Annotated in this window: 22 protein-coding genes; 9 read left to right on the forward strand and 13 right to left on the reverse strand. The window is 39.6% G+C overall.

From position 1 onward, the window contains the following. Window position 1: 1 nt before the first annotated feature. From OM33_RS00490 to prlC, 13 genes are all read right to left on the reverse strand, one after another. On the reverse strand, window positions 2-406 hold the full coding sequence (locus OM33_RS00490; RefSeq protein WP_038637354.1) for a type IV pilus modification PilV family protein: 405 nt from the start codon (window positions 404-406) through the stop codon (window positions 2-4). Beyond that, on the reverse strand, window positions 406-834 hold the full coding sequence (locus OM33_RS00495) for a GspH/FimT family pseudopilin (RefSeq protein ID WP_038637356.1): 429 nt from the start codon (window positions 832-834) through the stop codon (window positions 406-408). The genes OM33_RS00490 and OM33_RS00495 overlap by 1 nt, the downstream gene beginning before the upstream one ends. Window position 835: 1 nt before the next feature. Continuing rightward, window positions 836-1,225 carry a type IV pilin protein gene (locus tag OM33_RS00500; RefSeq protein WP_038637359.1) on the reverse strand — a complete coding sequence of 130 codons (390 nt, stop codon included), beginning with the start codon at window positions 1,223-1,225 and terminating at the stop codon, window positions 836-838. A gap of 206 nt (window positions 1,226-1,431) precedes the next feature. Further along, window positions 1,432-1,884, reverse strand: coding sequence for a 50S ribosomal protein L9 (gene rplI, locus OM33_RS00505; RefSeq protein WP_038637361.1), 453 nt, complete (start codon window positions 1,882-1,884; stop codon window positions 1,432-1,434). Window positions 1,885-1,920: 36 nt separating this feature from the next. Continuing rightward, on the reverse strand, window positions 1,921-2,148 hold the full coding sequence (rpsR, locus tag OM33_RS00510; RefSeq protein WP_010561953.1) for a 30S ribosomal protein S18: 228 nt from the start codon (window positions 2,146-2,148) through the stop codon (window positions 1,921-1,923). Then, on the reverse strand, window positions 2,123-2,470 hold the full coding sequence (gene priB / locus OM33_RS00515; protein WP_038637364.1) for a primosomal replication protein N: 348 nt from the start codon (window positions 2,468-2,470) through the stop codon (window positions 2,123-2,125). Before priB ends, rpsR begins: the two co-directional genes overlap by 26 nt. 17 nt (window positions 2,471-2,487) lie before the next feature. Then, a complete protein-coding gene (rpsF, locus tag OM33_RS00520) occupies window positions 2,488-2,829 on the reverse strand; it encodes a 30S ribosomal protein S6 (RefSeq protein ID WP_010561955.1) in 342 nt (113 codons plus the stop codon). 262 nt (window positions 2,830-3,091) lie between these two features. Further along, on the reverse strand, window positions 3,092-3,616 hold the full coding sequence (gene ftnA / locus OM33_RS00525) for a non-heme ferritin (protein WP_038637367.1): 525 nt from the start codon (window positions 3,614-3,616) through the stop codon (window positions 3,092-3,094). Between the two features lie 136 nt (window positions 3,617-3,752). Continuing rightward, window positions 3,753-4,226: a peroxiredoxin gene (locus tag OM33_RS00530; RefSeq protein ID WP_038637368.1), complete on the reverse strand. Its 474-nt coding sequence runs from the start codon at window positions 4,224-4,226 to the stop codon at window positions 3,753-3,755. Between the two features lie 26 nt (window positions 4,227-4,252). After that, window positions 4,253-6,160: a methyl-accepting chemotaxis protein gene (locus OM33_RS00535; protein ID WP_038637371.1), complete on the reverse strand. Its 1,908-nt coding sequence runs from the start codon at window positions 6,158-6,160 to the stop codon at window positions 4,253-4,255. 46 nt (window positions 6,161-6,206) lie between these two features. Beyond that, window positions 6,207-6,983: a class I SAM-dependent methyltransferase gene (locus OM33_RS00540; protein WP_038637372.1), complete on the reverse strand. Its 777-nt coding sequence runs from the start codon at window positions 6,981-6,983 to the stop codon at window positions 6,207-6,209. A gap of 80 nt (window positions 6,984-7,063) precedes the next feature. Next, entirely contained in the window at window positions 7,064-8,272 is a 1,209-nt protein-coding gene (locus tag OM33_RS00545) for a response regulator transcription factor (RefSeq protein WP_038637375.1), read from the reverse strand. 363 nt (window positions 8,273-8,635) lie between these two features. Beyond that, window positions 8,636-10,672, reverse strand: coding sequence for an oligopeptidase A (prlC, locus tag OM33_RS00550; RefSeq protein WP_038637377.1), 2,037 nt, complete (start codon window positions 10,670-10,672; stop codon window positions 8,636-8,638). A 136-nt stretch (window positions 10,673-10,808) separates the two neighbouring features. Between prlC and gorA the strand changes: the two genes are divergently transcribed. From gorA to OM33_RS00595, 9 genes are all read left to right on the forward strand, one after another. Then, window positions 10,809-12,164, forward strand: coding sequence for a glutathione-disulfide reductase (gorA, locus tag OM33_RS00555; protein ID WP_038637380.1), 1,356 nt, complete (start codon window positions 10,809-10,811; stop codon window positions 12,162-12,164). Between the two features lie 93 nt (window positions 12,165-12,257). After that, window positions 12,258-13,481: a tyrosine-type recombinase/integrase gene (locus OM33_RS00560; RefSeq protein ID WP_038637383.1), complete on the forward strand. Its 1,224-nt coding sequence runs from the start codon at window positions 12,258-12,260 to the stop codon at window positions 13,479-13,481. After that, on the forward strand, window positions 13,481-15,184 hold the full coding sequence (locus OM33_RS00565) for a hypothetical protein (RefSeq protein WP_052140830.1): 1,704 nt from the start codon (window positions 13,481-13,483) through the stop codon (window positions 15,182-15,184). Before OM33_RS00560 ends, OM33_RS00565 begins: the two co-directional genes overlap by 1 nt. Before the next feature lie 9 nt (window positions 15,185-15,193). Continuing rightward, window positions 15,194-17,281, forward strand: coding sequence for a hypothetical protein (locus tag OM33_RS00570; protein ID WP_038637385.1), 2,088 nt, complete (start codon window positions 15,194-15,196; stop codon window positions 17,279-17,281). Beyond that, the gene (locus tag OM33_RS00575) at window positions 17,278-17,703 is read left to right on the forward strand and encodes a hypothetical protein (protein WP_038637388.1); all 426 of its coding nucleotides are present in this window, start codon (window positions 17,278-17,280) and stop codon (window positions 17,701-17,703) included. The genes OM33_RS00570 and OM33_RS00575 overlap by 4 nt, the downstream gene beginning before the upstream one ends. 759 nt (window positions 17,704-18,462) lie before the next feature. Then, window positions 18,463-19,761, forward strand: coding sequence for a 5'-methylthioadenosine/S-adenosylhomocysteine nucleosidase family protein (locus OM33_RS00580; protein ID WP_052140831.1), 1,299 nt, complete (start codon window positions 18,463-18,465; stop codon window positions 19,759-19,761). A gap of 9 nt (window positions 19,762-19,770) precedes the next feature. Beyond that, window positions 19,771-21,096, forward strand: a complete 1,326-nt coding sequence (locus OM33_RS00585; RefSeq protein WP_038637393.1) for a GTPase-associated system all-helical protein GASH — start codon at window positions 19,771-19,773, stop codon at window positions 21,094-21,096. A gap of 56 nt (window positions 21,097-21,152) precedes the next feature. Continuing rightward, window positions 21,153-22,058 carry a TRAFAC clade GTPase domain-containing protein gene (locus tag OM33_RS00590; RefSeq protein WP_081991101.1) on the forward strand — a complete coding sequence of 302 codons (906 nt, stop codon included), beginning with the start codon at window positions 21,153-21,155 and terminating at the stop codon, window positions 22,056-22,058. Then, entirely contained in the window at window positions 22,045-22,893 is an 849-nt protein-coding gene (locus OM33_RS00595) for a TRAFAC clade GTPase domain-containing protein (RefSeq protein WP_038637399.1), read from the forward strand. The genes OM33_RS00590 and OM33_RS00595 overlap by 14 nt, the downstream gene beginning before the upstream one ends.

The raw sequence follows: 22,893 nt of genomic DNA on the forward strand, positions 1-22,893 counted from the left end.
GCTAACAACTCCCTGAAATGTCAGGAAAGCTTGCTTCAATTTCAACGCGATTAGCTAAATTATCAGTCATACGCTTATCCGACCAACTTACGCCAACGCGAAAATTATCGCTGTTGAAATTATTTGCAAAATCGATTGTGTATTTATTAAATTGTGACGCCGGTGCCACATCCGCAAAAGCAACAGTGCCTTTTTGTAAATCGCACAAGTTTGCCCACGTTTGCTCTACTGCGTTATTTGCCTGTAATAACGATAGGGTGTAATCAAACGAGTTAGATGCATACTTAAGCGACTGCAATTGGCCTGCAGCCATACCAAGTAACGCAAAGCTGGAAACAACAAGCGCAACCATAGTCTCAACGAGGGAAAAGCCTCCCTGTGTTCTCTGTTTATTTACTTTATTCATCAACAACTCCCTTTTTCGATGCGACTTTGACCACTGGCGTAAACACGAAAACACCGATCGGTTGTGTCACCATCGCGATCGCTAATTTCAATACTTGTGACAGGAAACTCACCTAGTGCGGTTACGGTTTGTGTTGTAATTCCTGACACCAAAACACCTGTTTTATCATTATCAAAAATAACAAATGTTTGATTATCAACACTGGCAAGCCACTTTGAATCTTGCGCTGTTAATGTCACAATTTTTTCGCGCTTTATGGCCTCGCTTCGCGCCATTTTGAATGTGCTCATCAACTCGTTTGCAGTACTAATAATGCGATCTTGTTTGATATATTTAATGAAACTTGGCGTGGCAACAGCAGATAGAATGCCGATAATTGCTACAACCGTCATAACTTCAATTAACGTGAAACCTATGTGTCTTTTCATGCTATTTCCAACACGATGCGATGCTGGCGGAGGTAAGGCCTTGCTGATTGATTGAAAGGGAGCCGCACTTATCACCTACTTGAGCCCCCTTAGGTGCAGCTGTTAATGAAAACTCAGTATCGCTTACAGGTTTGTAGGTATATGCATAGTAGTCAGACTGTTTAAATGTAATCGCTTGCGCATTTGGGTATCGCCCCAAACGCGTATAGTTACGTTCCAATACGCCAGCTTGTTGCATAAGATATTGTTGCGCTTCAGCACGTCGACCATCTTTAACATATTCACTGTAACTGGGTAATGCCACAGCTAATAGAATTCCGATAATGGCCACCGTTATCATGACCTCAATCAGTGTAAAACCACCCGCTTTTTTAGTTTTTAGATTTCGCACTCTCTAACCTTTTCACGCCAAATAAATTGTGACAACGCTGTCATTATCGCGTAATAATCATTCAAATCAATACTTTTCGGTTATATGTTAATTTATTTTGTAAATCTAAGTGAACAGTATTAGGGACAAGATTTACGTGGAGAGGTTGGATTTCGGAGATAAAAAAACCGAGCCTAAGCTCGGTTTTTACTAATCAAGAAACTTGATTAAGCTTCAGCAATAACAATTACTTTAATAGTAGTTGTTACTTCTGAATGAAGCTGGATAGCTACATCGAATTCACCTGTTTCACGGATAGTACCGTTAGGTAGACGAACTTCTGATTTAGCAACTTCTAGGCCTACAGCTGAGATAGCATCAGCAATATCGCGAGTACCGATAGAGCCGAATAGTTTACCTTCATCACCCGCTTTAGATACAAGAGTAACTTCAGCTAATGCTTCTAGTTTCTCTCCACGAGCTTGTGCTGCTGCTAGTTCTTCAGCTACTTTAGCTTCTAACTCAGCACGACGTGCTTCGAAAGATTCAATGTTAGCTTTAGTTGCTGGAACTGCTTTACCTTTAGGGAAAAGGAAGTTACGTGCGTAACCTGCTTTTACAGAAACTTGGTCGCCAAGCGCACCAAGGTTACCGATTTTATCTAGTAGAATAACTTGCATGTCTCTACACCTTTTAAAAACTAGTTAAACCGCTGCTTACTTATGTAAGTCAGTGTATGGAAGAAGGGCTAAGTAGCGTGCGCGCTTGATAGCTGCAGCTAGTTGACGCTGATATTTAGCGCTAGTACCTGTGATACGGCTAGGTACGATTTTGCCACTTTCTGTGATGTAGTTTTTAAGAGTAGCTAGATCTTTATAATCGATTTGTTGTACGCCTTCCGCTTTGAAGCGGCAGAACTTACGACGTCTGAAGTAACGTGCCATGAGATAAATCTCCAATAGTAATTCTTTCAATATGATGAGCATGTAACACTAACTGACTCACGCCATTTCGGCCTTCGTGACGGTTAATAAAACCGCGTACAGTAAGTTGCGTGCCCATATCAATATCTTGAGTTTGTTGTTTTAAGCCTTCGCCACTAGCAACCACTTGAATGCGAACATAACTACTACGATTAAGTCCTGCTTCCATTTGCGTAGATTTGTGTTCTAACACAAAAATACAGTGTGGTATTCCGGCTGGGCTTTGACTGAATTTAGGTTTTTTACAAACCGTGCCAGACAAAACGAACTGGTTATCAGTCATACAAGTCTCAAAAACGATTAAGCTTCTGCAGCTTCTTTCTTCTCTTCTTTAGCAAGAGGAGAAGCTTCAGTTACAGCATTTTTAGTACGCATAACTAGGTTACGTAGTACTGCATCGTTGTAGCGGAAAGAAGTTTCAAGCTCGTTGATTACTTCAGTTGGTGCTTCAACGTTCATTAGAACATAGTGTGCTTTGTGAAGCTTTTCGATTGGGTAAGCCAGTTGACGACGACCCCAGTCTTCTAAACGGTGAATTTGACCACCAGCTTCAGTGATAGAACCAGTATAACGCTCGATCATACCTGGAACCTGCTCACTTTGATCTGGGTGAACCATGAATACGATTTCGTAATGACGCATGGGTATTCCTTACGGTTAATTTAGCCTTTTACCGTTTCGACCAGTCGGTTTAAGGCAAGGAAAACAAAGTTTGTTTGGTCGAAAGAGCGCACATTTTACGCACATTAATAACAGAGTGCAAATGTAATTTTTGAATAGATTCAGGATTCAGGATTCAGGATTCAGGATTCAGGATTCAGGATTCAGGATTCAGGATTCAGGATTCAGGATTCAGGATTCAGCAAAGTCTCTGAAACCTGAACCTTAATGACAACAAGCAGAATTAAGCACCAGGCTCCATAATTGATGACGTGCCTTTTGTTGCTAGCTCAGCAAGATCTTTATCAATCCAGAAAAGTGCTTTACCGTCTTCACCAACCAGCTCAATTTTATCTAAAATGCCTTTAAATAATTTCTCTTCTTCGTGCTGTTCAGCAACATACCACTGTAAAAAGTTAAAGGTTGAATAGTCATGTGTTGTGAATGCCACATGAGTCAGTTCATTAATCGCTTTTGTAATTTGACATTCATGCTCAAGCGTTTCACGAAATACATCACCAAGCGATGCAAACTCATGCGGTGGCGCTTCAATAGTACCTAAAATTGGCATTGCGCCTGTTTCACTCACGTATGTAAACAAGCGGTTCATATGATCCATTTCTTCTAAGGCATGCTTTCTCAGTAACTCTGCTGCACCTTCAAATCCTTTATCCTCGCACCATGCACTCATTTGTAGATAAAGGTTTGATGAATAAAACTCCAGATTAATTTGCTCGTTTAACTTTTCAACCATTGCAGGTGCTAACATATGAACTCCACGACTATACAGAATGTTAAAAATCCGCATTGTAAGCGTTAAGCAGCTAATTGCAAGGCAATTAACTGCTTAATTTAATTAAAGAAAAAGGTGAGTATAAGGGTAATAAAAACAAGTCTTATTTGTTTCAAATATTCGCAAGTACAGATTCAGCACTTGAAACAGTAAAGGCTTTAGGTTCTTCTAGCCACAGTTGAGTAACCGTTTGGTTCTCAACAAGCATGGCATAACGCTGTGAACGATAGCCACCAAAGACACCTGTTTCCATACCTAGCCCAAGTGCTTTAGTGAATGCACCATCGCCATCTGCCAACATGGTAATGTTTTCAGCATTTGCACTGTCGCCCCAAGACTTCATTACAAAGGCATCATTCACTGAAAGACAAATTACACTATCGACGCCTTTTTCTTTTAATGCATCGAAGTGTACCACAAAGCCTGGTAGGTGGCTTGCTGAACAAGTAGGTGTAAATGCACCAGGAACCGCAAATAACACAACCTTCTTATTAGCAAATAATTCAGCAGTTGTTGGCGTTGTCATACCTTCGTTTGTTAATAAATTAAATGTATGACTTGGTAGGGTTTGATTAATCTCAATCATTTTACTCACTCCAAAATATGGTTAATTTATTGTAGACCTAATGAGGTACGTATTTGAACCATCTTTTGTTCAAGATCAATTTGAATACCTTGAACTTGTTTATTGGAATCTTGTACACGGGCTTTTAATTGCGCCATAGCATGAGAAAACTCGCTCAAATAATTACTTTGCTCTAAAGCAAAATTACTTGCTTGATTCGCCACTTCTGAAGCGGACAGAGCATTGTCGGCTACACCACTTGCCGTTTCTTTTAATTGCGTTGCAGATTCGGTTTGCTGACTTGCATTTTGCGCAAGGTCTACCATTTGTTGCGACACCTGCTGTGAGCTCAAGGTTAAACCATCTAACTGCTGCTTAATACTCTGCAATGAATTTTGGGTTTGTTTTGCCAGCTGCCTAACTTCATCTGCAACCACCGCAAAGCCGCGTCCATGTTCACCCGCACGAGCTGATTCTATAGCCGCATTAAGGGCAAGTAGATTGGTCTGTTCTGCAATCGAGTTGATTACTTCAAGCACAGATGCAACATCATTAACCCCTTTCAATAACTGCTCAACTGAATCCATACCAGTCTGCACTTGCTGTTGCGTTTTGTTACTCGCCACCAGCATTGACTCGGATTGGCTCACACTGGTTTCCATTGCGCTAAATGTCAGCTCAGCATTATTTTTTACCGTGCCATTAATTTCGTTTACTTGTTCGCCAATTTCAGTCACTTGGCTTAACAAGCTTTCACTTTGCACAACTTCATTTATTGATTGTTCTGATGCCGTTAGCATTACTTTTAGTTGCTCACTCATGTTTGCTAAAAAGTCGCTCACTAACTGCAATGTTTCAGCACGCTCTTCTGCTTCTATTTTTTGCTTTTCAATCAGCTGGTTGAAGTAATGTGCAATTTCACCCATTTCAGTTTTTGGGTTATCAACATGAATGTGCTCTAGGTTATCGTTTTCAATTAATTTAGAGAACGCATTTCTGAGCGCCCTAACAGGAGTGAGCACTTGCTTTCTCTGCGTAAAATACACCACAGCAGCAATCACAAACAGCCCCAACACAGCGACTAACAAGGTATAAAATACTCGCTCTTCAATTAATCTTTGTTCATCACGTAACTGCTTTTCAGCAACTAAAATACTGTTTGTTAAGCTGCTAATTTCTTGTCTAAGTGATGAAATCCCCATTTCACGTTGTTCATTTAAACGCTTGGTATTTGCTAATTCTTTTGGTAAGCGATTTGGCAAGCTAACGAGTTCGGCTTGTATTTCTTCGCCTAGGTCTTCAGGTTCGTCGCCCGTGAGCATCAGTTCATCTTCATCAATAGTGGGGTCAAAAACGCCTAGCAGAGGAAGATTTTCAATTTCTTTTGCAATACGGGTAAGCTCTTTAAGTACTAGATTAGTGCTCTCTAAGTTATTTTCTTTCAATGCCATAACCAACTGCACTACGTTTGTTTGATAGGCATTTGCTAATACATAAAAACGTGTTTGATCACTCGAAGTTTGCGCTTTTTGCGCATACTGGCTTAATGCACTGGCGTAATCCGCCATTTCATTAAGTGCGTTATCAATTAAAGCGTTTTTGTTACCGCTTAGTTTACCAAGGGACAGATATTTACCGTCGATACCACTTTGTAATTGTGTTAATTGCGACTGAAGAGAAAACGAGATAGAGGCAGGTAAAATTGATAAATTTTGCTCCACCGATGCAATATGTGATTTTGCCAAAGTTAAGTACTGGTTATCACCATAGGCTAGGTAATCTTGTAAACTATTAGCAAGATCAACCACTACCGTATTTTTAAGCTGATTATATGAAGTTGTTTGTTGATTAAGGGCATTAATTGTTTGACTTGCCCAAAGTAGAACGGCTGCTAATGCAATACTGATGGCACTTAATACGACTAATAATAATCGGGTGAAACTGGAAACGCGCATAGGGCACTCTTAATCAATTAACATGCCCCATAAGTATATGACTTTATTATGACATTTTTGTTTCAGTCATCGCAGCTTTGACATAAACATCAAAACGATTTTTCTTGGTTTTGATTTGCATTGAAGGCGTTTTCTCGTCAAGGAAGGGGGCATAATCAGGACGCTTAACAACTACGCGTTTCGTTGCTAAGTCATACGCCGGTGACAACAGCAGATCTGCATCTAAATCAGAACCAACTAGCGATTGAAAAACCCGCATTTCTTTTTTTACCGCGGCTGACTTTTCGCGATGTGGAAACATAGGATCGAGGTACACAACATCGATATCAGTTTGCGTTTCGGGCAAGAGTTGATGGCTCGAGCCAAACGCCATTTTCATACGCTCGCTCATCCAGCTGCCAATTTCAGCATCAAGATAAGCGCGCTCTAACCCATCAAATAAGAGTGCAGCAACAACTGGATGACGTTCATGTAACGTCACTGTACAGCCAAGGGATGCCAAAACAAAACCATCCCGACCCAATCCGGCTGTACCATCAAGTACATGCGGTGTGATCCCTTTACCTTTATTTAAGCCTATGGCTTTTGCAATAGCCTGCCCTTTACCACCACCAAATTTGCGTCTATGCGCAGCGGCTCCTGTTACAAAATCAACTCGAATAGCACCAAGCTTTGGCTCATCCGTTTTGGTTAACGCCAAACCATCTTGATCATAATGAAGTGAAAAAAGGGGATTATTTGATAACCACTCAGATAACGCAAAGCGCTTATCAAGCTGTTCAAGGTAATCTTTTTGTTCAGGAATGCTGTTAGCAATTAACACAGAAAATCCATTGCTAAATATTGGGATAAAACCATTATAGTGATTAGCAAAGTATTTTTATACGTGAATATGCAAACTCACTAAAATAACTCAATATCGTCTTGTGACGTTACTTCGTTTATTTCTTCTCTTTGCTGTTCTTCTTCTAGCATTTCAATAATCTTTTGGCGCTCAGCCATAATATGCGCCATATACGTCATCACTTCGTTAAAGGAGCTTTGGATTTCATTCCCCATTGTTAAGTGATTTCGTAATTTTTCAACAGTCTCTTCCACGGAACCAAGAATATACTCTTCCTGATCGACCTCTAAGGCAAGTCGAGGGACCGACTCGCAGAAATGTCGATAAAGTGTTTCTATCAATTCAACAGAAACCTTACTATTACTATACAAACTTTGAATTTGCTCTCTTAATGTACTATCAACGAGTTCGAATGTTTTAGTAATTTGTTGAGCCTGTTCTGAGAGCTGATTATGCAGTTCAAGGGTGCCCAATTTTGCATTTGTTGCTTCTAAAATATGTGGAAAAAGATCCTTATAACGGCCATATAACGAGGGGTCATCTAACGGCATATTTTTTATCAACAAAGAAACATTTGGGTAGTTAATAATTGTTCTTGCACCAAAATCAATAAACCGCTCACCTTCTTTAGCGTTGAACATCAGTTCTTTTTCAAGTGGACACACCGCACTATTATTTGAAAAGAACTCATTGCCCGTTTCTAACCAGAATGCTGTAACAACATTTAATTCAAGTGGATAAAAAAATTCGAAAAAGCACTCCGATAAACGAGATAACGATTTCACGCCATAAGTTTGGCTTACGTAACGCATTGCACGTCCCATATCACTGTAGTCTGTCATTGCAACTGCAGCAGTATTTTGTGCATGCTCAATGTCTTGCTTTAAGGTTTGCGATTGCTTTTTGTATTGATACAAAACCTTTATACGGGCAAGCAACTCTTGTGTTTCAAAGGGTTTAACAATGTAATCGTCGGCACCTGAATTATAACCTTTAATGCGTTCTTCAAGAGAGCTCCGCGACGATAAAAACATAATTGGAATGTCTTTCGTTTCAGTTTGTTGCTTTAACTTGCAACAGACTTCAAAACCGTTAATACCCGGCATTTCAACATCGAGCAGAATGATATCAGGATGAGTATCCCTTGCTATTTGAATACCCTCTTCACCATTATATGCATGACTAACTTGGTTATTTTCGGTGAGTGTTTTTTCTATAATCTGGTGAATTAGCTTGTCATCATCAATAGCAAGTACGCTGGTTAACATGCCCAAACCTATATTATTTAATAGCTAAAATTAAGCATAGACTTAACCAAATGAAATGCATAAAAAAAGCCGCTAAATTTTAGCGGCTTTTTAGGGTCTGTTGACCTTTCAAGTTCGTTTTTGCAGCAGTTTGATTGGGTTTTATACAAGACAGAGGCTGCGTGGCATAGTTGTTCTATGTAAGTCAGCCGATAACACAGTAGAAAGCCCAATCAAGCGCTGCCGAACGGTTATTTTGAGCGCACTTTTATCATTGTTGCTCGATATTCGCTTAGATTACTAGGCCACACATCGAGCGCCGCGATAAAAGCACGCTCAAAGAGAACAAAAATAGAACAGCAAAGATCAACAGACCCTAGATTCTTACTGAATGCCGCTGTGGCGCAACAAGGCATCCACACTTGGCTCTCGCCCTCTAAATGCAACAAACAACTCCATAGGTTCTTTAGAGCCGCCCATTTCAAGCACATTATTTAAAAATGATTGCCCCGTTTCTGCATTAAAAATGCCTTCTTCTTCAAAGCGCGAAAAGGCATCTGCAGAGAGTACTTCAGCCCATTTGTACGAATAATATCCTGCTGAATAGCCACCAGCAAAAATGTGACTAAAGCCATGTTGAAAACGGTTGAACTCTGGCGCTTTAACTACTGAAACTTGTTCGCGCACCTTATTTAAAATTGTTTGAATTTCATCCCCTTTAGCAGGATCAAAATCAGCATGGATATGGAAATCAAATAATGAGAACTCTAATTGACGAATCATCATCATTGCTGATTGATAGTTTTTAGCCGCGAGTAATTTTTCAAGTAAATCCTTAGGAAGCGGCTCACCTGATTCATAGTGACCCGAAATAAAAGCAAGTGCATCTTCTTCGTAACACCAGTTTTCTAAAAATTGACTTGGCAATTCAACCGCGTCCCACGCCACACCATTAATACCCGATACAGCGCCCACATCCACTTGCGTCAACATATGGTGAATGCCATGACCAAACTCATGGAATAAAGTGGTTACTTCGTAGTGAGTAAATAACGCTGGTTTATCGCCAACCGGCTTGTTGAAGTTACATACCAAGTAAGCCACTGGCAGTTGCACTTCACCATTAGCTCGCACTTTACGGCCAATACAGTCGTCCATCCATGCACCGCCACGTTTATGTTCACGTGCGTATAAGTCTAAATAGAATGAACCGCGCTTTTCGCCGCTGTTATCAAAAATTTCAAAAAAGCGAACATCTTTGTGCCAAGTATCAACACCTTGTACTTCTTTAACATTAATACCAAATAGACGGTTAACGGTTTCAAACAAGCCACTCAACACCTTGTCTTCAGGGAAATAAGGACGCAAAATTTCATCTGAAATTGCATACTTTTCCTGCTTAAGCTTTTCGCTGTAATAGGTGTAATCCCACGCTTCTAACTGGCTAATGCCGTGCTTTTCGTTTGCGTAGGCCGTCAGTTCAGCAAGCTCTGCTTGTGCTTGGGGTTTTGATTTAGCTGCAAGGTCATTTAAAAAATCGAACACTTGCTGTGGTGATTCTGCCATTTTTGTTGCTAGTGACTTATCGGCAAACGTTTCAAAATCGAGCAATTGTGCCAGCTCATGTCTAAGCGCAAGTTCTTCAGCCATAATCTCACTGTTATCAAACTCACCGGCATTAGGCCCTTGATCAGATGCCTTGGTGCTAAATGCAATATAGGTTTCTTTACGCAGTTCGCGATTATCCGCATGAGTCATAACAGGTAAGTACGATGGGAAGTCGAGGGTAAATAACCAACCTTCCAACTCTTTGCTTTCCGCTGTGTGTTTTGCAAGAGCAATTGCAGACTCTGGTAAACCCGCTAAATCCGCTTCATCTGTGATGTGTTTTTGCCAAGCAAGTGTGGCATCCATCACATTATTGCCAAACTTAGCTGCAAGCTCAGAAAGACGTGCAACAATTTCGCCGTAACGTTTTTGTTTTTCTTCAGGCAATGCAATGCCTGAAAGTTTAAAGTCACGCAGGCTATTATTAATCGCTTTTTGCTGCGCCTCTGTAAGGTTTGCAAACTCATCGCTTTCGGCAATCGCTTTCGTTGCTAAAAATAACCCCTGATGTTGACCTACAAAGGTAGAATATTCTGAGATCAGCGGTAAACACTCATCATAGGCTGCGCGCAGTTCTTCGCTGTTTACTACTGAGTGCATATGCGACACTGGTGACCAAAGTCGCGTTAATTTATCGTCGACTTCATCTAATGGCACAATAAAGTTATCCCAAGTATACGACTCTTGCGCTAATACTTGCTCAATCGTTTGCTTACAATCCGCAATACCCTGTTTTAATGCAGGCACAATGTGCTCAGGTTTAATTTGTGAAAATGGTGGTAACCCTTCAAGGCCAATTAATGGATTAGTCATAAAACGCTTCTTATTAATTTGTCATTGTTAATTTAGATTGGGGCAATCGATAAAAATTGCAAGTTAGGCTATTGTGTTATCGGTTAGAATACCTATATCAGTTAAAAACAAAGACTAAAAAATTAAGGAACTTTAAATGGCAAAGCATTTTGATTATATCGCTATCGGCGGTGGCAGTGGTGGCATTGCATCAGCAAACCGAGCAGCAATGCGCGGTGCAAACGTCGCCCTAGTAGAAGCAGGCCCGCTAGGTGGCACCTGTGTAAATGTTGGCTGTGTTCCTAAAAAAGTAATGTGGCATGGTGCCCAGGTTGCTGAAGCGATCAAACTATACGCTCCAGACTACGGTTTTGATGTTAAAATTAAAGAATTTAATTGGGCTAAATTACTTGAGAGTCGTGAAGCTTACATTGGCCGTATTCATAATGGCTATGATAATTACTTAGCAAAAAATGGCGTTACCGTAATCCAAGGATTCGCAAAATTTGTCGATAACAAAACCATTGAAGTGAATGGTGAGCACTACACTGCCGACCATATTCTTGTTGCTGTTGGCGGTCGCCCTAGCATTCCAAATATTCCTGGTGCTGAATACGGCATCGACTCAAACGGCTTTTTTGAATTAAAAGAGCAGCCAAAGCGCGTAGCAGTTGTAGGTGCTGGTTATATTGCAGTTGAACTTGCAGGCGTAATGCACGGTTTAGGCACTGAAACGCATTTATGCGTTCGCCGTGATACACCGCTTCGCACATTTGACCCACTTATTGTTGATACTCTGATGGAAGTAATTGAATCAGAAGGTCCAACACTTCACACTAACGCTACGCCAAAAGAAGTTACTAAAGAATCAGACGGTTCTTTAACACTGCATTTTGAAAATGGTAACAGCGTGAATGTTGACCAAGTTATCTGGGCGATTGGTCGTCAACCAACTACCGATAAAATCAATATTGCAGCAGCAGGCGTTGAATTAACTGAATCAGGTCACGTAAAAGTAGATGAATTCCAAAATACCACAGCTGAAGGCGTATACGCCGTAGGCGATATTATTGAAAACGGTATTGAGCTAACACCTGTGGCTGTAAAAGCTGGCCGTTTATTGTCTGAGCGCTTATTTAACCCTGAAATGCCAAACGCCAAAATGGACTACAACTTAGTGCCAACCGTAGTATTTAGTCACCCGCCAATTGGTACCATCGGTTTAACTGAAACCGATGCACGTGAACAGTTTGGCGATGATGACATTAAAGTATATACCTCAAGTTTTACTGCAATGTACACAGCTGTAACGCAACACCGCCAACCATGTAAAATGAAACTAGTATGCCAAGGCCCTAATGAGAAAATAGTTGGCTTACACGGCATTGGTTTTGCTGTTGATGAAATGATCCAAGGTTTTGGTGTTGCCATGAAGATGGGGGCAACCAAAGCTGATTTTGATTCAGTTGTGGCAATTCACCCTACCGGTTCGGAAGAATTTGTTACTATGTAAATTTTTCTCTGGAAAAGTGAAACTTTACATTTGCTAACTCTGGAAAATTATCTAAGCTGACTAATTAATGTACAGTTATTGGTCGGCTTTTTTATGCTCACAATTGTTCAATCCGATGACTTTGAAACAGAGATCCAAACACCGTTTTGCGGGACAAAATCAAGCATTCAGCTAAAAGGCTTTCCAACCTTTTATGAAAATGGAGAATACGTCACGGCAATTAACCTTTGGATGAATCACCTCATAAACGTAAAACGCGCAAAGAACATCAATTCAAATGTGCGTGCCATAAGCCGATATTGGCGTTTTTTAGAAAGCCATAAGCTTTCTTGGAAAGACTTTCCAACCATCAAATCAAATAAGCCAACATACCTTTTTAGAAACCAAGACCTTTTAGCTGCAGTGAAAGCAGGTGAGCTAAGTAATTCAACAGCATCGATTTACATAAACCATGTTATAAAATTTTACGAGTGGGCATATTACGAAGGGCTAATTCAGTTTTCTAAAGAAAACAAGCCTTTTGAGGTGGAGTTTGTTAGTGTCAAAACTACAGGAATGTTGGCACATATCAATCGTAATTACGTAGTAAGAAGTTCTGATTTGAGGATCAAAGTGCCAAGGAGAACACCAGAACAAAGCTTAAACCCACTCACCGAAGATGAAGTAAAATTATATTCACGAGCACTCAAAAAGCAGTCTATTGAATTTCAAATTCATCAACTACTGCAACTCATGTGCGGTCTGCGTATTGAAGAGGCCTGCACTTTCCCCGTAAGCTTAGTTAAAAGGTGTAACTCAGATACATATCACGTTCAAATCAGCATAGGACCACACAATGGCGTAAATACTAAATTTGGTTCTGTCAGAACCATCGAAGTGCCAACTGTACTTATGAATAAAATGCATCGATACCTGATTAGTGAAAGGCGCCAGTATAGAGAGTGTAAAGGTGATAAACCAATTGCAGAATTGCTGATTACCAATCGAGGAAAACCATATACCCCTAATGCGATACAGCGTCATTTCAACTTAACTCGTAGTCATATTCGAAATGAACTCAATGTGCACTTTCAGCACAGAACACATGATTTACGGGCAACCTACGGTACCTTTCGCCTCGCGTCACTCTTGGATGAAAATATTGGGTTATCACCCTTTGATGCGATGTCACTGATCATGGGTTGGATGGGACATAAAGACGAAAAAACAACGTGGCGGTATCTGAACTTTATAAACCGAAACAAAGCATCTATACGCGCCGTGTGTTTTTTAGACCAAGTAATGGACTCTGTTGTTAATGAGTATGAGGATCCATAGTGATTAATAAATCAAAGTTAAATCTTGACCTCAAACTTAAATTGAACATCTACGGTAATCAATTTGTTTACCCTGATTTTCAACGATTTAGGTTTAAAGGAGTTCCTAAAATTGTTGAATTGCAAAAGAGCACTTTGCTGAATCGTGATGAGCTAGTTATTGAGTGGTATCGGGCATTCAAGAGCAATACAAAATATACAGACACAAGTTTGCATTCGCTGTACAGAACCTTCACGAAATACGTAAAAGTCTGTGACAGTATTCCTGCAAACCCTGACTCAAAAGAGGGTATCAACGCATTCGAAGCGTACTTAGTCCACAATGTCAGAATTGGCTCTACAAGTTCAAATTCAGCAAACAGAGAACTAAGTGGTCTACGAGCAATAATGAGAATGCTTGACCGCCCTGTTGAGCAGTGGTTTTCTAAATTCAAATTATTTCGTAGTCAAATAAACCCGACACAAGCTTATTCAGAGATTGAACTTAAAAAACTTATTAAGATACTACAAAGCCTTTACTTTCAGCTTTCAAAGCAAATACAAGCATCGCCTAAAAAATATATCAAAGCAGGAAGGCATGAACAGTATGCGAGCTTTTCTTTCGGAGACATAAAAGTCTATGTAAGTAGCGCGATTACAAAATGTTACTGTGCTGCCTACTTTTTACTTGCCTACTACACTTGGGCTAACGCCAGCACGATAAGAGATATGGACATACCTAAAGCTTCCCCAAAAAAAGGACAACAAGGGAAATGGTTTGTGCAAACGGTACTAAAAAAGAGGGCTAATAAGTTTGTTACAATCGAACTAGGCGACAACCTCAGTGCTGACATTCCAAAGCATGCGCTCAACTTTATTAATGACCTTATCACTCTAACGCATACGCTGTTTCCTAATACCAATAGACTACTTCATCAATGTATCGACGAAGTAAATAAGCCTCTCTGTCCAACACATATTCGCTCTAACATGAATTGGCTAATTAAGACCTTTGGCTTAACTGACGATAATGGCCAAGAGCTTAGGCCTGAGGCTAGGCGTTTCAGGGCTACAGGTTCTGCAAATTACTTGGCACTTACAGGGAATTCACTCGAAACATCAATATTGCTCAATAACACTCCAGATGTAGTAAGAAAACACTATAGCAAAGGTAACGAGTCGGAAAATAACGCTCAATTACAAGCCACAGCTAATACATTAGAAAATGCCATCAAATGTGGCGACATAGATAAAGCTCGCGAACAAACTCTCGAGCAAATGAATCTTGAAGTACTCCCATACGATGAGTTTGTAAACCGCTATGCCAAGTCTGGGAATGGTCAAAAAACACCTTTAGGCACTGGATGTAAAGACCCTTTCAACAGCCGAGGAGATCGTTTTCGGCGAAAGGCCTCTATCGACAGTGTAGATATGAGTCACCTCGCCTGTGCAGACTTATTGAATTGTTTTTCCTGCCCAAACCAAGTGCTAGTCGAAGAAGTTGATGATATCTGGTGTCTGTTGAGCTTTTACGAAGCGTTAGAGGATGCAAAAGAAGATCACCTCAACATGTCACATTTTAAAAACAACTTTGAGCGAGTGCTCACCAGAATAAAACATGTGCTTTTTAGTATCGACTTAAAAGTGAGAAGACAAGCAGAGAGAAAGTTACATAAAGTTGGCCGCCACCCATTTTGGCCCGATACACTTAATTTAGTTTTGTAAGAGGTGATTATGAGGCCACTACTAGCTACTCCAGAGGAAATCATAAAAGAGAACACCGTTTTGGTAGAACGTGCTATCAAGTATTACGAAAGTAAAGATTGGGATAATCTCAACAAGATCCCCGTAATGATAGATCAAGATGGCTATGTGTTAAGTCATTTCGGTGACAAGAGCTGGGACGTCACACATTATGTCGATGTTAAAATCGTTTCAAAAAAACGGGCATCTTTTACCCATTTAACAACGACTCCTTTGTTACAGGAGCAAAAGTTACTCGCATTCCTTGGTTTATTTGCTGTTGGCACTTTAAGGCAAGGTACCATGATAAAAACAACGACATTCTTAGAAAGGAACCTTAACTTGACCCAAGTTTACAAATACTTAGAGTCTGTTAAGGCAGAGTCAATTTGCATTCTTAACCACCCCATACAATTTGCGAGATTTTGTGATTACTTAAAGTCACTTAAAATGAGTGGACCATATACGGCAAAACTCCTGTTTGCAATAAACTGGGTTGAAGCTGTTAGAAACCTAACCCCCATAAAATTGTCATTACCTTTAACTACACCAATTAGAGAATTAGGTCGCCAACTAGGTTGCCCAACTAAACTGCAAAGTGAGCAGTTTTACGCTATACCGTCTCGCTTGATGCAGCTCATATACTCAAAAGCGATTGAGTATATTGATAATTATTACCCTATCAGACAAACGCTACTAGATATCCATACCGAGCAACAAGAAAACTACACAATAGGGAAAGCCGCTGTCGATCGTAAAATAAAAACGGGCCAGTGGAATTGGTTAACATCTAGTTCTCCTCATTACAAAGCTGAAATATGTAAAGCTAAACCACAAAGACCAACAGATATTCTTCAAAGTTACGCATCAAACATTGAAGAAAAAGGCTTAATTCCACTTAAAATCACTGAGTTTGATTGGCTCTACTCTCATCTTTTGATGTGTTGTTTTTTAGTATGTGGTGCATTTTCAGGCATGAGAAGAAGTGAGCTTTATGGACTACATTCTGATAGCTTTAAAACACTAAAGCTTAAAGATCAGACATTTTATTCGTTACAATCAATGCATAGTAAAATGACACCGGCTGTTCCAGTAAAAGCAGAATGGCTAACTTCTCCAATAGCAGGGAAAGCAATTGAGCTTGCTTCAGATTTAACCCAAAATATGCGTATTCAGTTAATGCTCTCTGATGATAGATTAGATAACGAAAGAGCTTCAAGTATTTGGCTAGTGCAAAAAATTAGAGGTAAAACACCCAACATATTTACTGGACCTCCATTTGTTAGACATTATAAAAGACTTGTAGAAGAAGCTGGCGCCATCGTAAATGAGCAAGATTATGAAGAGTTTAAACTCCTAAACCCAAATCTTAATATACATGCTTATACGCAAAAAATTATCATCGGCAAGCCATGGGCACTTACAACCCATCAACTCAGACGAACTTTTGCAGTGTTTGGTAAACGACACAACCTACTTTCTGACGTCGCTATAAAACAGCAATATAAGCACCTGTATTTACCAATGGCACAGTGGTATACAGAAGGTGGCGTGGCAGCAAAAATAAAGCATGTAACGGTGGACTCAGAGCTCAATAATTTACTAAGAGAGGTAGATAGAGAAGTCACAACACAATTACTATTTCAGTGGTATAACTCAGATGACAAACTATTTGGTAAAAAAGGCCTAGACGTAGTAAAAGACAGACAAAATACCGCTGTAAAATATTCATCTTGGGATGCATTATATGCACAAGTCTCTGCAGGTCGAGTGTCTATCGCTGGTACACTCCATTCATACTGTATGGCTGGCTATGAATGCCGAATGGAGAAAGTTGTATCACCAATCAATTGTTTTAACTGCGAGAATGTCGTCATTGACGAGGCTAAAGCACAAGCTTGGCAAAAAAGGCATCAATGGATTGTTGAAACCATAACAAAAATGGAGGAGCATATTAAACTATCTCAATCACAGCTAAGCCATTTTATTACCCAGCTACGTGCGGCTGAGAAGGTTATGGATTACTTTGAGATCAGTTACACTCCTTACAAACCCGAAATCGAGATCAGACAGATTTGAGTAAGTCAGAAAATACAAAATTAGAGCTACTGAACGCCATTGAGAGAATACTTTCTGGCAATACGATTCGTATTGATGCTAAACGTGGGTTAAGCATTATAGCAGTCGAAGAAGAAGCCAACCTGGGTAATGGATCTGCTTATTACTACAAAGACGTAATCAAAAAAATAAAGCTACTAAAATCAAAAACTATCACGAAAAAGCAAGCCCTACAAAATTCCGATGTAACTAAACTTCGTGAGAAGCTTGCCAACGAAAAACGGATAAAAGCAAAATATCGTAACGAAATAACTAGCCTTAAAGAACAAATGTCACTAATGGCTGCGACTCATAACGCCCTAGCGTTATCAAACCACCAATTTTTGAAGAAAATAAATGACTTAGAAGCCGAATTAAATTTAATTAAAAGCAGAAATATATAATCAAATAGATATTTTTGTAAGACGTGACTTTTTTGTGTAATCAAATCTAACTGTAGCAGAGTATGACTCACCATTACCTAAATTGATGAGATTTCCAACAAACCTTAGGCGTTCAAGTATAACTTGACATACTTAAGCATCATTGCGATAAGAAACGGTCAACAATCTTTTTTCTGAACATAAACAATTTAGACTAAAAAGTTTCAATTTCATTTACCGTATTAGTTTATCTAACTATCAATATATGATCTTGGGTTAACAAATGTGAAAAAATAGTTCCACGGCACGCATTTTATTTAATTAAAGCAGAATTGAAATCCTGCAATTCAGCTTAATCTAAAACAAGCTTTATTAATTATTTAGTAGCCGAAGCAAACAACGCATTAAGTTTTGCGCTCAAATACAGAAGAGTTTCCGTACTAGATTAATCAGCATAGACAAACTAATGTTTTTCAAAAAATTCGACAGAAAGTTTTACTCTTTTGAATGCTTAAAAGCTTTAGGGAACTCTTGAGAAAATAAACTAATAAAGGTTTATATAAACTCACTAAAACATTATGAGTTAGACTTGATACACCACGGCAAAGATGGTTAGTCATCTCGATAACAAACATCGGAGGTAATTCATCTCAATGTTAATAATATCATGAATAGAAATGAATTATCTGAAAAAACGCCATTGAAAAATAAAGCATCTGTCACCATGTAACATCTAGAATAGTGCTATTCCCGAGTAACTAAGTCTAGAAACGGATGAACATGGAAGAAAAAGAACAAATTGATGTCCTAATTGTATGTGCATTAAAGGATGAATTTCAGCAAGTTTTACAAATCAAAGAAGGTATTTGTGGTACTGGTTGGGTAGAGAAAACACTAGCAAGTGGGAGGCTAGCTGCTGACGCTCGTTTTCTTGGTAGAGACAATATAGAAATATCTGTCCGTGTTACTTGGGCCTCTTATATGGGACGGGAGGAAGCAAGCGCTCTAGTTCATAGTATGCTTTCCGAGTCCGATTTTAAATGTATTGCAATGACGGGGATATGTGCAGGCCGAAGAGGAAAAGTCTCCCTTGGCGATGTTATTTTTGCGGAAAGGCTTTGGTCTTACGATTCAGGTAAACTCATTAAAGAAGGTGATATCGAGGTTTTTCAGGGTGATATGCTTCAATACCGCCCTGACACAGAAATTGTTCAAAGAATGCAAAACCTCTCCGTCGATTTATCCGCTTGGCCAATATCTCGGCCTAAGTACCCACTCGAAAATCAAGAAAATTGGGTAATTCAATGTTTGGCAAATCAAATTAAACCATTTGAACATGACGAATTTGATAGCAAATGCGCAGATTGGCAATCTGTATTAGCTCGATTATTAAAGAAAAAGTTAGTGACTAGGGAGCTTACTTTAACTGATAGTGGGCTCGAAAAAGCCAACGAGTTAAATCTGTGGCATCCGAAAGGTTTGCCTGAACCTGAGCCATTTAAAATTCATGTCGCTCCTATAGCAACTGGGGCTGCAGTTGTTGAGGATTCAGGCTTGTTTTCGAGGCTTTCTCATTCTATGCGCAAAGTTCTTGGTGTTGATATGGAAGCAAGTGCACTAGGTGCACTAGGTAATATAAATCGAATTCCTGTACTTGTTGTAAAAGCAGTTTCTGATTTTGGTGATACATTTAAAGATGATCAATACAGACATTTTGCTTCTCAAGCATCTGCTCAGTGCATGCTAAGGTTTCTTCGAGATAATGCAGATATGTTTACTCATCACCATAAAGTCGAGTCGATGAATGTTTCAACTGATGATCTAATCGGCTTTTTAGCAGAAGAATACCCAGATATTTCAGATGCTAGAGCTCTTTGGAAGAGAGCTGGCGGGAGAAACAGTGATATTGCAAGCAATTCTAGGCCAAAAGATATGTGGTTGAACATTTGGCAAAAATCAATAAATGGTGCAGCGGTGAAACCCACTGACTTGTTGAATATAGTTACTCATGATTATCCTGAAAGCGATTTAATTAAAAGCTTTTTAACCCAATTATCCGTTAACAAAAAACTATACTAAGGAGCTAGTATGGATAAAATTTTGGATTCATTTTTAGGTTTAGGGCTTATTGATAGCATCGACGGAAATGATGAACGTTATGCTAAGATCGAGCAAGCAGCTCAAAAGCTAGCTGAATACTTTAGTGAAAACCGTTGCCAACTTATTCCAGCAATTCTATGTGGTTTAAATCCTAATGTTTCACTAGATGAGTTGCCTATAAACAAAGCAAAAGAGCTTCTTCAGAATGAGTGGAAAGCATTCTTGACCGCATATACTGATGAACCAGTCAACCTATATAGAGCAATAATTCTAGAGGCTTGTTCTCAAGTATCAGAAGAAGATAATAATGCTGCAATAATGTGGCTAACTGCTTGCGATGCATTCCCTTTACTAAGGCATGGTAAAGAAGAGGCTGCACTCAAAAACTTTTTACAGTCATTAGGCCGTATTGCTGAACAAAACGCCATCGTCACTGGGCCTGAATTGTCATTTCCTAAAGAAAAGCCAATTAAACTTGATTCGCTACCTAAACAAACTACTGTTGAAAAAAGCTTTGACGAAAATGACCTTTATGAGCGTGTAGCTGGGGTTGCAGGTCCACAATATACCAATAAAAATGGTCAAACTGCTACAGGCCAAAACCCTAATAGATATTGGGCTCACAATAACAGTCATAATTGGGTTGGCGATTTCGCTAGTAGAATGTCTGAAATACTAACTTCTGAGCATAACAACATTGAAGAACAAATTATTGCTAGCCGCAATAGCTCGTTGGAAAGTCTTAATTCACTAAAAAACTCACTCGAAAAAGTTTTGAATGAACAAAGGTTAGTCCTCCAAAGGCAACAAAAAATATTTTTGGGTTATCAAATGCAAGAGCAAACGAGGCTAAATGTTTTATGGTGGGCTGAGGCTCTCTATTCAACATCTCAAAAAGAGAGCTATCGTTATTACTTTCCTGAAATAGCCGCAGTTTTAATGCCTTATGATTTGCTCGAAGAAATACAACTGCCATCACCCGCTAGTGTTGTATTCACATTAGCTGAAGCGGTAGACAAATTACCTAAATGTAGTCATAACAGCGACTACAGTTTTTATGAAATATTGACTGAAATTCGAAACAAGCGTTCACAGCTCGATCCTTGTTGGTTAGAAACACTTACTTCTAGAACAGATGAAAATAATTTCAATATTGGTGGGTTGGTTGTTCGAGCTTTGGTTGATGAAAATTGCGATTTGAATTCGTTGATACAGGAATCTTTTATTCCTCAAGAGTGGCGTTGTAGTTTACCAGAACTATCAAGAGCAATCTTTAGGCAGGAACAAGCATACCGATTAGTTACGGAGGCATAGGTATGAGTCAGTGCTCAAACCCAAATTGCTTCGTGCATGAGGGTGATACATGTTGTATGGGAGAACTCAATCATCAAGATTGTTCTTCATGGAGCAGTAATGTAGAAGTTGACAACATTGACCTAGAAAAAAAAGAAAACGATATTGCTTTTAGAGTACCTTGGTCATCTTCAGCTTTAGGAAGCTCAGATTTATCGCGTTTATATCAACAAGGTCCATCTATTTTTATTGGATTACTTGGCGCCCAAAACACTGGTAAAACGACTTTTCTGGCAGCAAATTATTTACAGTTAGTGTCAGGTGAAAAATACAATAGTTTTGAGTTTTGTGGCTCTCAGACTCTTGGCGCATGGGAGTCAGTAGCATCATGGGCTCGAATTAACAATGAAAAGCAATTGCCATCATTTCCTCCTCATACTCCACGAGGAGTAGACCGAACGCCTGGTATTCTTCACCTTGGCCTACAAGACTCCAAAAACAAAACAAAGAATATATTTCTTACCGACGCCCCTGGAGAGTGGTTTACAAGGTGGGCTATTGATGTCGACGCGATAGATTCGGTAGGAGCAAAATGGACAGCCTCTCAGAGTGATGCATTCTTAATATTTGCTGATTGTGAAAAGCTTGCTGGAGAAGAACGCAGTGTGGCAAGAAGAGAGCTACGAACCATTATCGAACGATTAGGTGAATCTGTCGGTTCTAGGCCAACAATGCTTATTTGGGCGAAAAGTGACAAACAACCTACAGAGGGAATAAAAAAAGCAATTCAAAGAGCTTTAGAAAGCAATATTCCTCATGCTAAAGAATTTGAAGTGACAGTAGAAAATCCTACTTCTTTTACAATAGCGTTAGAATCAATCTTAAGTGAGGCTTGGGTACCTAGGTTTTGTGAGCCTATCACAGAGCCTATTCTAGTGAACACTCCATTTCTCGCTTACAGGGGGCACCATGAGAAATTCTGAAATACTGCTTCTTGGTGGTCCTAATAGTGGTAAGACACACTATGCAGGACAGCTCTTTGGGCGACTAAAACGAAGACCAGGTAAGTTAAAAATCAGGACTGGTGATGGTGCGTCAGTTAATTTGAGTGCTTTAGAAGATGTATTAACCCAGCTGGAAGACGGCAATTCAGCTGAACACACTCACGCCGACCAGTACTCTGAAATACTTTTCCCGTTAATTGATAGCAATCAGATATCAATTGATCTGTACTGGCCTGATTACGGAGGCGAGCAATTATATCAAGTTTTTAAGCAGCGAGAGATCTCATCAGATTGGCGTAGAAGGTTACAAAGTACAGATGGGTGGTTAATATTCATTCGCCTTAGTGGAGAGAAAACATATCCTGATGCTTTGTCAAAGCTAACTTCTATACCAACGAATACACCAAATGAAACTTCAAGACCTGAAATTTGGGACGCTAACGTATATTGGATAGAACTTCTTCAGATGTTATGTCATGTAGCAGGCTTAAATCTGAGCTCTAAGGAAAATAAGCCTCCGTTAGCAATAGTGTTATCTTGTTTTGATGAAGTACTTGAAGAAGGCCAACTACCTTCAGAAGCCTTGAAAAGTAAATTACCGCTATTCTATTCTTTTATCCAAACAACTTGGCCGAACGAGATAACATCAATATGGGGGGTATCTTCTTTAGGTAAAACTCTTCAACCAAATAGCAATGATGATGACTTCATTGATGAGGGGCCTGAATATCAGGGCTGGGTGATTGCTCCAGAGCAAAGTAACAAGGACTCGGATTTAACAGCTCCACTGTCTTGGATGCTAGACAATATATGA

Source organism: Pseudoalteromonas piratica, assembly GCF_000788395.1.
In the GTDB taxonomy this organism is placed as follows: domain Bacteria; phylum Pseudomonadota; class Gammaproteobacteria; order Enterobacterales; family Alteromonadaceae; genus Pseudoalteromonas; species Pseudoalteromonas piratica.

Bases quoted from the DNA above. Each gene is read 5' to 3' on its own strand.
- OM33_RS00490 (WP_038637354.1), bottom strand. From the start codon at position 406: ATGAATAAAGTAAATAAACAGAGAACACAGGGAGGCTTTTCCCTCGTT.
- OM33_RS00495 (WP_038637356.1), bottom strand. From the start codon at position 834: ATGAAAAGACACATAGGTTTCACGTTAATTGAAGTTATGACGGTTGTA.
- rplI (WP_038637361.1), bottom strand. From the start codon at position 1,884: ATGCAAGTTATTCTACTAGATAAAATCGGTAACCTTGGTGCGCTTGGC.
- rpsR (WP_010561953.1), bottom strand. From the start codon at position 2,148: ATGGCACGTTACTTCAGACGTCGTAAGTTCTGCCGCTTCAAAGCGGAA.
- priB (WP_038637364.1), bottom strand. From the start codon at position 2,470: ATGACTGATAACCAGTTCGTTTTGTCTGGCACGGTTTGTAAAAAACCT.
- rpsF (WP_010561955.1), bottom strand. From the start codon at position 2,829: ATGCGTCATTACGAAATCGTATTCATGGTTCACCCAGATCAAAGTGAG.
- ftnA (WP_038637367.1), bottom strand. From the start codon at position 3,616: ATGTTAGCACCTGCAATGGTTGAAAAGTTAAACGAGCAAATTAATCTG.
- OM33_RS00530 (WP_038637368.1), bottom strand. From the start codon at position 4,226: ATGATTGAGATTAATCAAACCCTACCAAGTCATACATTTAATTTATTA.
- OM33_RS00535 (WP_038637371.1), bottom strand. From the start codon at position 6,160: ATGCGCGTTTCCAGTTTCACCCGATTATTATTAGTCGTATTAAGTGCC.
- OM33_RS00545 (WP_038637375.1), bottom strand. From the start codon at position 8,272: ATGTTAACCAGCGTACTTGCTATTGATGATGACAAGCTAATTCACCAG.
- prlC (WP_038637377.1), bottom strand. From the start codon at position 10,672: ATGACTAATCCATTAATTGGCCTTGAAGGGTTACCACCATTTTCACAA.
- gorA (WP_038637380.1), top strand. From the start codon at position 10,809: ATGGCAAAGCATTTTGATTATATCGCTATCGGCGGTGGCAGTGGTGGC.
- OM33_RS00560 (WP_038637383.1), top strand. From the start codon at position 12,258: ATGCTCACAATTGTTCAATCCGATGACTTTGAAACAGAGATCCAAACA.
- OM33_RS00570 (WP_038637385.1), top strand. From the start codon at position 15,194: ATGAGGCCACTACTAGCTACTCCAGAGGAAATCATAAAAGAGAACACC.
- OM33_RS00580 (WP_052140831.1), top strand. From the start codon at position 18,463: ATGGAAGAAAAAGAACAAATTGATGTCCTAATTGTATGTGCATTAAAG.
- OM33_RS00585 (WP_038637393.1), top strand. From the start codon at position 19,771: ATGGATAAAATTTTGGATTCATTTTTAGGTTTAGGGCTTATTGATAGC.
- OM33_RS00590 (WP_081991101.1), top strand. From the start codon at position 21,153: ATGGGAGAACTCAATCATCAAGATTGTTCTTCATGGAGCAGTAATGTA.
- OM33_RS00595 (WP_038637399.1), top strand. From the start codon at position 22,045: ATGAGAAATTCTGAAATACTGCTTCTTGGTGGTCCTAATAGTGGTAAG.